Annotated in this window: 12 protein-coding genes and 3 tRNA genes; 7 read left to right on the plus strand and 8 right to left on the minus strand. The window is 64.5% G+C overall.

The window, feature by feature from the left end; genetic code table 11:
* Positions 1–147 precede the first annotated feature (147 nt).
* The 4 genes from Q0L94_RS08675 to Q0L94_RS08690 all read left to right on the plus strand — a co-directional run bounded on the left by Q0L94_RS08675 (position 148) and on the right by Q0L94_RS08690 (position 2,292).
* Entirely contained in the window at positions 148–633 is a 486-nt protein-coding gene (locus Q0L94_RS08675) for an aminoacyl-tRNA deacylase (protein WP_296643546.1), read from the plus strand.
* Positions 634–764: 131 nt separating this feature from the next.
* Complete coding sequence (locus tag Q0L94_RS08680; protein ID WP_296752525.1) at positions 765–1,298, plus strand: TIGR02281 family clan AA aspartic protease; 534 nt, start codon at positions 765–767, stop codon at positions 1,296–1,298.
* A gap of 152 nt (positions 1,299–1,450) precedes the next feature.
* A complete protein-coding gene (locus Q0L94_RS08685; RefSeq protein WP_018077615.1) occupies positions 1,451–1,657 on the plus strand; it encodes a cold-shock protein in 207 nt (68 codons plus the stop codon).
* Positions 1,658–1,749: 92 nt separating this feature from the next.
* On the plus strand, positions 1,750–2,292 hold the full coding sequence (locus tag Q0L94_RS08690; RefSeq protein WP_296752528.1) for a YaeQ family protein: 543 nt from the start codon (positions 1,750–1,752) through the stop codon (positions 2,290–2,292).
* Positions 2,293–2,349: 57 nt separating this feature from the next.
* Here the strand turns inward: Q0L94_RS08690 and Q0L94_RS08695 are convergent, their stop codons facing one another.
* The 3 genes from Q0L94_RS08695 to Q0L94_RS08705 are packed head-to-tail and all read right to left on the minus strand — an operon-like array spanning position 2,350 to position 4,667.
* Positions 2,350–2,919: a hypothetical protein gene (locus Q0L94_RS08695; protein ID WP_296752530.1), complete on the minus strand. Its 570-nt coding sequence runs from the start codon at positions 2,917–2,919 to the stop codon at positions 2,350–2,352.
* Between the two features lie 45 nt (positions 2,920–2,964).
* Positions 2,965–3,846 (minus strand): SAM-dependent methyltransferase, encoded by an 882-nt coding sequence (locus Q0L94_RS08700; RefSeq protein ID WP_296752533.1) that lies wholly within the window; start codon positions 3,844–3,846, stop codon positions 2,965–2,967.
* On the minus strand, positions 3,843–4,667 hold the full coding sequence (locus tag Q0L94_RS08705) for a mechanosensitive ion channel family protein (RefSeq protein WP_296752535.1): 825 nt from the start codon (positions 4,665–4,667) through the stop codon (positions 3,843–3,845). Before Q0L94_RS08705 ends, Q0L94_RS08700 begins: the two co-directional genes overlap by 4 nt.
* 123 nt (positions 4,668–4,790) lie before the next feature.
* Between Q0L94_RS08705 and Q0L94_RS08710 the strand changes: the two genes are divergently transcribed.
* The gene (locus Q0L94_RS08710) at positions 4,791–5,537 is read left to right on the plus strand and encodes a sulfurtransferase (RefSeq protein WP_296752538.1); all 747 of its coding nucleotides are present in this window, start codon (positions 4,791–4,793) and stop codon (positions 5,535–5,537) included.
* A gap of 10 nt (positions 5,538–5,547) precedes the next feature.
* Here the strand turns inward: Q0L94_RS08710 and Q0L94_RS08715 are convergent, their stop codons facing one another.
* Both Q0L94_RS08715 and Q0L94_RS08720 read right to left on the minus strand, forming a co-directional pair.
* Positions 5,548–8,019, minus strand: coding sequence for an FtsX-like permease family protein (locus Q0L94_RS08715; RefSeq protein ID WP_296752540.1), 2,472 nt, complete (start codon positions 8,017–8,019; stop codon positions 5,548–5,550).
* Positions 8,016–8,723 carry an ATP-binding cassette domain-containing protein gene (locus tag Q0L94_RS08720; protein ID WP_296752543.1) on the minus strand — a complete coding sequence of 236 codons (708 nt, stop codon included), beginning with the start codon at positions 8,721–8,723 and terminating at the stop codon, positions 8,016–8,018. Before Q0L94_RS08720 ends, Q0L94_RS08715 begins: the two co-directional genes overlap by 4 nt.
* A 29-nt stretch (positions 8,724–8,752) precedes the next feature.
* On the opposite strand from Q0L94_RS08720, the gene Q0L94_RS08725 reads away from it, so the two are divergent.
* Together Q0L94_RS08725 and Q0L94_RS08730 are read left to right on the plus strand one after the other, a co-directional pair.
* A complete protein-coding gene (locus Q0L94_RS08725; protein WP_296752546.1) occupies positions 8,753–9,382 on the plus strand; it encodes an arylesterase in 630 nt (209 codons plus the stop codon).
* Complete coding sequence (locus Q0L94_RS08730; RefSeq protein ID WP_296752548.1) at positions 9,379–9,762, plus strand: YchJ family metal-binding protein; 384 nt, start codon at positions 9,379–9,381, stop codon at positions 9,760–9,762. The genes Q0L94_RS08725 and Q0L94_RS08730 overlap by 4 nt, the downstream gene beginning before the upstream one ends.
* Before the next feature lie 82 nt (positions 9,763–9,844).
* Here Q0L94_RS08730 and Q0L94_RS08735 read toward each other — a convergent pair.
* From Q0L94_RS08735 to Q0L94_RS08745, 3 genes are all read right to left on the minus strand, one after another.
* A tRNA-His gene (locus Q0L94_RS08735) sits at positions 9,845–9,920 on the minus strand.
* Between the two features lie 35 nt (positions 9,921–9,955).
* Positions 9,956–10,032 (minus strand) — tRNA-Arg (locus Q0L94_RS08740).
* A gap of 45 nt (positions 10,033–10,077) precedes the next feature.
* Positions 10,078–10,154: transfer RNA gene (locus Q0L94_RS08745), tRNA-Pro, on the minus strand.
* Positions 10,155–10,210 lie beyond the last annotated feature (56 nt).

Genomic DNA, 10,210 nt, shown 5'->3' on the forward strand with positions numbered 1-10,210 from the left:
ACCGGTCAAAGCAGGATGCCGTGAGAAATACAGGGCGGGTTCAAACATCATCGGGCCGGGTCAATAGCGATCTGTTTTCAGCGCCTGCAGGCGGCAAGGGGTGGACTATAGTGAAAATCATCCAATCGCTTTTGCAAGGAGTCGATCATGAACGCACTGCATCGCATGGAACGTTTCCTCGACCAGCATATGATTCCATTCGACATCGTGGCGCATCCGCATACCCAGACCAGCGCTGAAACGGCACGCGCGGCGGGGGTGCCTTCCAATCGGCTGGCCAAGGGTGTGCTGCTTGATGGCCAGGGTTGCCAGATGGTGGCGATGATCCCCGCCGATCAGGAAATTCACCTGGGAAAACTGGGGCTGGATCACGGTATGGAGTTCAGCCTGGCCGACGAAGCCAGCGTGAGCCGGTTATTCAGCGAGTGTGAACCCGGTGTGGTGCCGGGCCTGCCGAATGCCTGGGGGGTGGAAATGGTTTGGGACGACGATTTGATGGCGCAGCCCGACGTCTATCTGGAAGGCGGCGACCACAAGCGCCTGTTGCACATCGAAACCCGCTATCTGCGCGACATTTTTGGCGATGCGCCGCACTGCCACTTCAGCCAGCCGCGCATGCAGCACGTCGCCTGAGCCTGGCCTGCGCCGTGCCGCCCGTGCGGGTGGCATGGGGCCGTTGTCTTGCGTGTGTGATATGAATACGGCTTGATTACCCGGCACATTGCGTGCGGGGAACGATGAACGAGCCAGACTGTCACCACGTCGTGAATCCGAAAGCGTCCGATCCTTCCCGTAACCCGCATCGTCCGCTCGGACGTGGCATGGCACTGGTCGCCAGCCTGCTGGTGCTGGGGCTGTTTTATCTTTACTTCGAAAACAGCCTGCAGGCGCGCAGCAATCCCAACCGCCAGTTGCAGGTCGCGCCCGGGACCGAACTGGTGCTGAAGCGCAGCGGCAACGGACACTATATTTTCCCCGGCACGATCAATGGCCAACCGGTCACCTTCCTGCTCGACACCGGCGCCACCCTGGTGTCGATCCCGGCGCATCTGGCGGGCGAGCTGGGTCTGGAGGCGGGCGCGCCGCAGCGGTCGATCACCGCCAACGGCACGGTTGTCACCCATGCCACCCGGGTGGACGCGCTGGCGTTCGGGCCGTTCGCGCTGCGCGGCATCGCCGCCAGCCTCAACCCCGGGATGGCGGGCGATCAGATATTGCTGGGGATGAGCGTGCTGAAGCATCTGGAATTCACCCAGCGCGGCGACACCCTGATGCTGCGCCCGCTCGGCGAAGAATGACGATATTTCTTGGACATCTCTTTTATCTGTGCTATTAATTGCACTATCTGTTGGATTCAAGCTTTAAATTGCGGTACCTCTGGTAAGCGTTTTCCTTGAAATTCGATCGATAGAGCATGTCGCTCAATTTTTTTAGATAGATAGGAAGCAAGATGGAAACGGGTACTGTCAAGTGGTTCAATGATGCAAAAGGTTTTGGTTTTATCACCCCGGATAACGGCGGCGAAGACCTGTTTGCACACTTCTCCGCAATCAACTCCAGCGGCTTCAAGTCCCTGCAGGAAAACCAGAAAGTCAGCTTTGAAGTGACCACTGGCCCCAAGGGCAAGCAAGCCTCCAACATCCAGGTCGTGTCGTAATCCTCGCGACCTGATGTCGAAAAACCCCGGTTAGCCGGGGTTTTTTTATGGGCGCACGCTACAATCCACCGCCCTTCCCGAGTGACGACCTCATGGCGCTCAAAGCCACCATCCACAAAGCCGACTTGCAGATTGCCGACATGGATCGGCATGTCTACGCCGACCACGCGCTGACCATCGCGCGCCATCCCTCCGAAACCGACGAGCGCATGATGGTGCGGGTGCTGGCCTACGCTCTTTACGCACAGGACGGCATTGCCTTCACCAAGGGGCTGTTCGATGTCGACGAGCCGGAAGTGTGGGTCAAGAGCCTGACCGGCGAGATCGCCCTGTGGATCGATCTCGGCCAGCCCGACGAAGCGCGTATCCGTCGCGCATGCAGCCGCGCCGAACAGGTCATTGTGCTGTGCTACAGCAGCGGCTGCGAGGTGTGGTGGAAACAGATTGCCAGCAAGCTGACGCGGTTTTCCAACCTGACCGTGCTGCAACTGCCCGTCGAAGCCAGCCAGACGCTGGCCACCCTGGCGGAGCGCAGCATGCGCCTGCAATGCATGGTGCAGGACGGCGAAATCTGGATCAATACCGATACGCAGAATGTGGCGGTAAAGCTGACCGCCCTGCAATTGCCTGCGTGAACGCAGCCGTTGCCGGCTTGCCGGCCATGCAACGGCGTCCCCCCTTGCCGGGGCGTTTCATTTCTCGGGCGGACAGTTTTTGATACAGACGGTTTCTGTCAGCCGCTGCCCGCCGCAGCCGACGAAACAGGCGTCGTAAACGGGCAGGCAGCCGCAGTCGGCCTGGCAATTCGATTTTTCCAGCTGCGCCCGCACCCCGGTGCGGGTCGGCATCTGCGGCTCTAGATAGGGCGGCGGAAAATAGGGCCTCGGCCACGGATCCCACCAGTAGTAGGGATAGCGGTAGGGGTAGCTGTAGCTGTGCATCCAGTTGAACTGCAGCTGCATCTCGTAGTGGCGCAAGGCCGCGGCGTAACGTTTCAAATCGAGTTCGTACTCCTTCAGCGCTTCGGTATAACGCACTTCCACCTGCGGTTCGAGGGTTTTCACGCAAGCCTGATAGCGGGTCTGGCAATCGGCCTGGCAGACCGCCTTTTTGGCTTCGCAGTCCTGCACGCAAGCCTGGCCCTGCGCATCGTCCGGCGCAACCATGCGCACCGTCGTCTGGTATTGCGGCGTGGCGCACGCTGCCAGAATGCCGAGCAAAACCAGCGCAATGAAGGGAGCACTCAGGACTGAAACGCGCATTCGGCCATCTCGTTCAAACGCCTACTTTTTCAGCATAGGCTGTTTTCAGGCTGGCTGCGGGTCGAGAAAGCGTGCTTCGAGTTCCTGCAGATTGAGTTCCTGCAGAATCTGCTGCAGGCGTTCGCGCGCGTTCTTGCGCGGCGCGCCGCTGTGGGTGGCGACGATCAACTCGTTTTTCAGCGAATGCTCCCAGCCGACCAGTTCGGTGACGGTGAGCTGGTAGCCGTGCGATTCCAGTTGCAGGCAGCGCAGCACGTTGGTGAGCTGGCTGCCGAATTCGCGCGTGTGGATGGGATGGCGCCAGATTTCCGACAGCGGGGTTTTGCCGAACGATTCGTTCTTGCGGCGGCGCAGCACGGCGGCGACCTCGGCCTGGCAGCATGGCACCAGCACGATGTGGCGGGCTTGCTTGGCAAGCGCGAAGCGGATGGCGTCGTCGGTTGCGGTGTTGCAGGCATGCAGCGCGGTGACGATGTCGATCCGCGGCGGCAGGGCGTCGGTGACGATCGACTCCGCTACCGTCGCGCTGAGGAAGGACATGCGCGGAAAGTCGAGCCGCGCCGCCAGGTCGCGCGACTTCTTCACCAGTTCGTCGCGCGTTTCGATGCCGAAAATGTGGCTGCCAGGGCGATCTTTCAGATACAGGTCGTACAGGATGAAACCCAGATACGACTTGCCCGCGCCGTGATCGGCCAGCGTCAGCGTGTCCTGCCGGCCCAGCACCTCGTCCAGCAGCGGCTCGATGAAATGGCACAGGTGATGCACCTGCTTCAGCTTGCGGCGGCTGTCCTGGTTGAGCTTGCCGTCGCGCGTCAGGATGTGCAGCTCCTTCAGCAGTTCGATCGACTGGCCGGGGCGCAACACCTCTGCCAGCGGGTCGATGTAGGCGGCTTTCGGCGTACCGGCGGCGGGTGCGGCGCGCTTCATGCCGCCCCCAGCAGGCGCACTTCGCGTTGCGGCAAGGGGATGGGGATGCCGTATTCGCGGAAGGTTTCCAGCACCGCCTGGGTGATCTCGCCCGCTGTGGTGTGGAAATCGGCCACCGAGGTCCACGGGCGGATCGCGATCTGCACCCTGGAGTCCGCCAGCGCCAGCACATGGATCATCGGTTCCGGTTCCCGCAGGATTTTGGGGTGCGCCACCAGCAGGTCGCGGATTGCCGCCAGCGCCCGCTTGATGTCGGCATCGTAGGCCACGCCGACCACCACGTCGAGCTGGCGCAGGGTACCGAAATTGTGCAGGATCTCACCGGAAATCTTGCGGTTGGGGATGACCACGCGCGAGCGGTCGGGATGGCTCAGCACCGTGTTGAACAGCTTGATTTCCTCGACCATGCCTTCCTCGTCGGCGATGGAAATGTATTCACCTACCTTGAACGGCCGGGTGAAGATGATGGTCAGCCCCGCCGCCAGATTGCCCAGCACCCCCTGCATTGCCAGCGCGATGCCGGCGCCTGCGACGCCCAGCCCGGCGATCAGCGGCAGCAGCTGTACCCCCAGATTCTGCAGCGCCATGATGAGAAACAGGCCCAGCACCAGGATGCGCAGCATGCGTACCAGCAGCAGGCGCAGGGTGGCATCGAGCCCAAGCTTTTCCAGCATCGAGTCGGCCACCCTGCCCACCCAGCGCCCGACGTAATAGCCCGCCGCCAGGATCAGCAGCGCCACCAGCAGCTTGGGGCCGAACTGGATGGCGAGATCGATCGCGGTTTGCTGGGCGTGTTCCAGCGTTTGCAGTTGTTCGTTCATGGTCGGCGAGAGGGGAAAGGAAGTCCGAAGGGTATCAAAACCGCCAGCCGGGCAGAACCGCTCCGTATTTATTCTGCAAGCCGGGTTTCCAGGATAATGCCGGCTTGCTGAAAGGTTTTTTCCGTGTCCGTCATCAATATTTCCTGCTACAAGTTCGTCGCCCTCGCCGATCGCGAGGTGCTCAAGACCGATCTCGCTTCGCGTTGTCTCGAACTTGGCCTCAAGGGCACGATTCTGCTCGCACCGGAGGGTATCAACGTATTCCTGGCCGGCTCACGCGCAGCGATCGACGCCATCGTCGCCCATCTGCGCAGCGATCCGCGCTTCGCCGACCTCGCGCCCAAGGAAAGCCTGTCGGCCGAGCCGCCATTCAAGCGGATGCGGGTGCGGCTGAAGAAGGAAATCATCACCATGAAGCATCCGTTGATCCGTCCCGAAGCCGGGCGCGCGCCCTCGGTGGCCGCTGCCACGCTGAAGCAGTGGCTGGACCGTGGCATGGACGACGCAGGCCGCCCGGTAGTGATGCTGGATACCCGCAACGACTATGAAGTGGCGGCCGGTACTTTCGACCAGGCGGTCGATTACGGCATCGGCGTCTTCAGCGAGTTTCCGCTGCGCCTGGCCGCGCATTGTGCCGACTATGCTGGCAAGACCGTGGTGTCGTTCTGCACCGGCGGCATCCGCTGCGAAAAGGCCGCCATCCACATGAAGGAAATCGGCATCGAGAGCGTGTACCAGCTCGAAGGCGGCATTCTCAAATATTTCGAGGAAGTCGGCGGCGCGCATTACCGCGGCGATTGTTTCGTGTTCGACGAGCGCGAGGGGGTGGGTGCGGATTTGCAGCCGGCCTCCGGACGCCTGCACCGCTGACCTCAAGGGCTCAGTTCATGGTCCGGATCGACTGCATCGGCGGCACGCGCGTGATGTGGCGCGTGGTGAGCCAGCCGCTCATCCCCACCAGCAGCGCGCCGGCCGTCGGCAGCGCCAGCCACAGCCACGGGTGCAGCCGCACCGGCAGCTCGAACAGGCGCTCGGCGATCAGCGCCATGGCGATTTCGGCACAGACGCTGGCGAGCAGGCCGGCCAGCACGCCGAGCGCGATGAACTCGCTCCACAAACCCTTTGCCAGGTAGGCGCGCTGGGCACCCAGGGTGCGCAGCAGCACGGCTTCCTGCTGACGCGCATCCAGGCTGGCCAGCAGCGTGGCGACGACCACCGCCATGCCGGCCGCGAGCAGGAATCCCAGCAGCAGCTGGATCGCGCCGATGATCTGCGCGAACACGGCCTCGATGTTGGCGATGAGCTTGTCGAGTGCGAGCACGGTGATGCCGGGGAAGGTCTTGACGAAGCCGGGCAGCACGTCGGTCGTGTCCGGCGGTACGTAGACGCTGGCGATGGCACTGGCGGGCAGCGCGTCGAGCTGGCCGGGGGCGAAAATGACGAAGAAGTTGGGCTGCATCGAGTCCCACTTCACGCTGCGGAGGCTGGTGATGCGCGCGGCGAGCGTCTGGTCGCCGACCTGGAAGCCGAGCGTGTCGCCGACCGCAAGACGTAGCTGTTCGGCCATGCCGGACTCGACCGAGATTTCGGCGGCGCGGCGCTGGCCGTGCCAGCGTCCGCCCAGCACGGCGTTGTTGGCCGGCAGGGTGGCGGTCCAGGTGAGATTGAGCTCGCGCCGCAGGGTGTTGCTGTCGCGCGCGTCCTCGGGCAGCGTGTCGGCGATCGGCACGCCGTTCTTGCTGACCAGGCGGCCGCGCACCATGGGATAGAGTTCGGATGCTTCGAGGCGGTGCTCGGCCAGGTAGGCGGCCACCGCGTCCTGCTGCTGCGGCGCAATGTTCACCAGAAAATAGTTGGGTGTTTGCGGCGGCAGTTGCTGGCGCCAGCCGGCGACGAGGTCGCTGCGCACCAGCGCCAGCAAGGCCACCAGGAACAACGCCAGGGTGAAGGCGCCGAGCTGCAGCGTGCTGTCGAAGCGGTGGCGCAGCATCTGCGCGAGACCGAAGCGCAGCGGGCCGTAGCTGATTTTCTGCACGCCGCGTCCGGCCACCAGCGCCAGCCTCGCCAGCAGGATCAGCGCGACGACCAGAGCAGCGAACGCGCCGACAAAGCCGGCGACCAGCCTGGCGTCGCCGGCGTACCACGCGATCAGAATCAGCAGCGCCGAGCCGCTGACGGTGGCGCTGATCCAGGCCGCGGCGGGCAGCGGCGGCAGGTCGCGTCGCAGTACCCTGAGCGGCGGTACCCGGATCAGGCGCATCAGCGCGGGCAGGCTGGCGCCCGCCAGTGCGAGCAGACCGCTGGCCACGGCGACCCCGACGGGCGCAACGCCGAGCGAGGGCAGGCGGGTGGCGGCATCCGGCATGATCAGACCGGCCAGCGCCTGCTGCATCAATGCGCCGATCGCCATGCCGACGAGGCTGCCCAACAGCCCCAGCGTGAGCAACTGTACGGTATAAAGCACGCGCAGCTGCGCGGTGGTGGCGCCCATGCAGCGCAGCAGCGCGGCCTGGTCGTAATGGCGCAGCGCGTGGCGGTGTGCGGCGATGGCGATGGCGGCCACCGACAGCAACAGGCTGATCAGCGCGGTGAGCTGCAGGTAGCGGTCGGCGTTGGCAAACGCCCCGCGCAGGGTTTCGACGCCGTCGCGCGAGCCGATCAGGCGCTGGGTGGGCTCCAGGGTCGGCTTCAGTGCGGCACTGAAATTGGAGAGCGGCTCCGGTTCGCCAGCGAACTGGTAGAGGTAGGTGAGACGGCTGCCGGGCTGCAGTACGCGGGTGGCTTCGATATCGTCGGTGCGCAGGAACACGCGCGGGGCGAAGCCGAACACGCCGCCGAGCTGGCCGGGTTCCTCGACCACCACGCCGGCAATGCGGAACGTGGCTTCGCCGATCTGTACCGCATCGCCAACCTCGGCGTTCAGCAGCGTCAGCAGTTCCTGGTCGACATAGACCGTTCCGGGCGGCGGTTGCGCCGGGCGCGGCGTGCCGGCCTCGAAGGGGCGGTCGGCGATGCGCACCTCGCCGCGCAGCGGATAGGCGGCGTCGACCGCGCGCAGGGTCGCCAGCTGGAAGGCGTCGCCGTGGCTGACCATGCTGGCGAATTCGAGCGCGCTGCTGGTTTTGAGCGCATGGGCAGGCCACGCGTCGATCGGCCGCGGGCTGGTGACGAGCAGGTCCGCGCCGAGAAAGCCTGCGCCCTGTTCGCTCATCGCGCGTTTGATGCGGTCGCCGAGAAAGCCGGTGGTCGAGACGCTGCCGACGCCGATGATCAGCGCCAGCAGCAGCACCCGCCATTCGCCGCTGGAACGTTCGCGCCGCAGCAGCCAGAGTCCGAGTCGCAGGAAGGTCATGCGAGGGCGGCCTCTTGGGCGCGGCCGGCGACCAGATGCAACCGGCGCTGGCAGCGCGAGGCCAGCGCGTCGTCGTGGGTGACCAGGATCAGCGTGGTGTGCGCGGAGGCATTGAGCTCGAACAGGAGTTCGATGATGCGTGCGCCGGTGTCGGCGTCGAGGTTGCCGGTGGGCTCGTCGGCGAACACGATTTCGGGATCGGTGGCGAAGGCGCGCGCGATGGCGACGCGCTGCTGCTCGCCGCCGGACAACTGGCGCGGGGTGTGGCCGGCGCGCGCAGCGAGACCGACGCGGTCGAGCCAGTGGGCGGCGCGTTCGCGGGCGTCGGCGCGGCCGGCCAGTTCCAGCGGCAGCAGGATGTTTTCCAGCGCGGTGAGCGCCGGCAGCAGTTGGAACGACTGGAACACGAAGCCGACGCGTCCGGCGCGCAGGCGGGCGCGGGCGTCCTCGTCGAGATCGTTGAGGCGCTGGCCGAGCAGGAAAATTTCACCTGCGGACGGCTGATCCAGTCCTGCCAGCAATCCCAGCAGGGTCGACTTGCCGGAGCCGGAGGCGCCGGTGATGGCCAGCGTTTCGCCCGCCTGGACGGCAAGCTCGACTTCACTCAGGATGGCGAGCAGACCGTCGGCAGTCGGCACCTGCTGGGACAGAGCGCGGGCGGCGACCACGGCGTTGGGGAACTGGGCACTGTCGGGAGGCGTCATTAGGGTGGGGCCATGATGAAGGTCAATGAATGAATTATCGCTTGTGGTTGCTTTTAGTGCTGTGGCTGCCGGGCTGGGCACTGGCCGGTTCGTGCTCTGTGTTGATTGTCGGCGACAGCTTGAGTTCCGGATATGGCCTCGCGCCGGGGCAGGGTTGGGTCGAACTGCTCGATGCGCGTTTGAAGAAAACCGCCCCGCAATGGCGCGCGATCAACGCCAGCATCACCGGCGACACCACGCAGAACGGCCTCCTGCGCCTGCAGCCGGCGCTGGATCGGCACCGGCCGCACGGCGTGCTGATCGAGCTCGGCGGCAACGATGCCTTGCGCGGCACCCCGCCGGCCGTGATCAGGCAGAATCTGCAAACCATGATCCGCCAGGCCAAGTCCGCCGGCGCCTGGGTGGCGCTGCTCGAAGCGCCGGTGCTGCCCAACTACGGCAAGCCTTACGCCGAGGCGGTGGCGAAGCTGTATGTCGACGTGTCACGCGAGGAGAAGATCGTGCGCGTGCCGTGTTTCGTCTGCGACGTGGGTGTCAAGGACGGCATGATGCAGGCCGACGGCATCCACCCCAACGAGAAGGCCCAGCCGAAAATGCTCGATGCGGTGTGGCCGTACATCCAGCCCAAGCTGCGCCACTGCCCGGTGAAAAAACCATGAGCGGCGCGCTTTGCCCGTGTGGCTCGGTACGCGCCCTGGCGGACTGTTGCGGCCGCTATCACGCCGGCGAACCGGCGCCCGACTCCGAGCGGCTGATGCGTTCGCGCTACAGTGCCTATGTGCTGGGACTCGAGGATTATTTGCGTGCGACCTGGCATCCCGATAGCTGTCCCGCTTCGCTCGGACTCGATGTTCCGCCGCGCCCGCAATGGCTGGGGCTGACGGTCAAGGCGCACACGCTGCTGGACACGACCCATGCGACGGTGGAATTCGTCGCCCGCTACAAGCTCAACGGCCGTGCGTTCAAACTGCACGAAGTGAGCCGCTTCGAGCAGCTGGACGGGCGCTGGCTGTATGTCGGCGGCGAGATCCGCGAATGAGGACGGACAACGCGGGGTGCGGACGGCGCACAAGACAAAGCCCGCTGGCGCGGGCTTTGTAGCGGCTTCTGCTTGAATACGGTGGGGTGGATGATGGGACTCGAACCCACGACAACAGGAATCACAATCCTGGACTCTACCAACTGAGCTACATCCACCATTGTTGTCGCCAGTGTGCCGGCAACGAAAACCTTGGCCTGCCCGACAGGAATCGAACCTGTAACCCCCAGCTTAGAAGGCTGGTGCTCTATCCAGTTGAGCTACGGGCAGAGACTCACTATCTCGGGCGCGATCTCTTACTTGTTGGATAGGGGGTGGTCGGGGTGAGAGGATTCGAACCTCCGACATCCTGCTCCCAAAGCAGGCGCGCTACCGGGCTGCGCTACACCCCGAAATCCTGTTGGCGCTTCAGGCGCATTTCGGAGAGGCGAGACTATACCGCGGCGAA

The sequence above is a fragment of the Thiobacillus sp. genome, assembly GCF_024708915.1.

Bases quoted from the DNA above. Each gene is read 5' to 3' on its own strand.
- Q0L94_RS08675 (WP_296643546.1), top strand. From the start codon at position 148: ATGAACGCACTGCATCGCATGGAACGTTTCCTCGACCAGCATATGATT.
- Q0L94_RS08705 (WP_296752535.1), bottom strand. From the start codon at position 4,667: ATGAACGAACAACTGCAAACGCTGGAACACGCCCAGCAAACCGCGATC.
- Q0L94_RS08720 (WP_296752543.1), bottom strand. From the start codon at position 8,723: ATGACGCCTCCCGACAGTGCCCAGTTCCCCAACGCCGTGGTCGCCGCC.
- Q0L94_RS08715 (WP_296752540.1), bottom strand. From the start codon at position 8,019: ATGACCTTCCTGCGACTCGGACTCTGGCTGCTGCGGCGCGAACGTTCC.
- Q0L94_RS08685 (WP_018077615.1), top strand. From the start codon at position 1,451: ATGGAAACGGGTACTGTCAAGTGGTTCAATGATGCAAAAGGTTTTGGT.
- Q0L94_RS08730 (WP_296752548.1), top strand. From the start codon at position 9,379: ATGAGCGGCGCGCTTTGCCCGTGTGGCTCGGTACGCGCCCTGGCGGAC.
- Q0L94_RS08725 (WP_296752546.1), top strand. From the start codon at position 8,753: ATGAATTATCGCTTGTGGTTGCTTTTAGTGCTGTGGCTGCCGGGCTGG.
- Q0L94_RS08700 (WP_296752533.1), bottom strand. From the start codon at position 3,846: ATGAAGCGCGCCGCACCCGCCGCCGGTACGCCGAAAGCCGCCTACATC.
- Q0L94_RS08690 (WP_296752528.1), top strand. From the start codon at position 1,750: ATGGCGCTCAAAGCCACCATCCACAAAGCCGACTTGCAGATTGCCGAC.
- Q0L94_RS08695 (WP_296752530.1), bottom strand. From the start codon at position 2,919: ATGCGCGTTTCAGTCCTGAGTGCTCCCTTCATTGCGCTGGTTTTGCTC.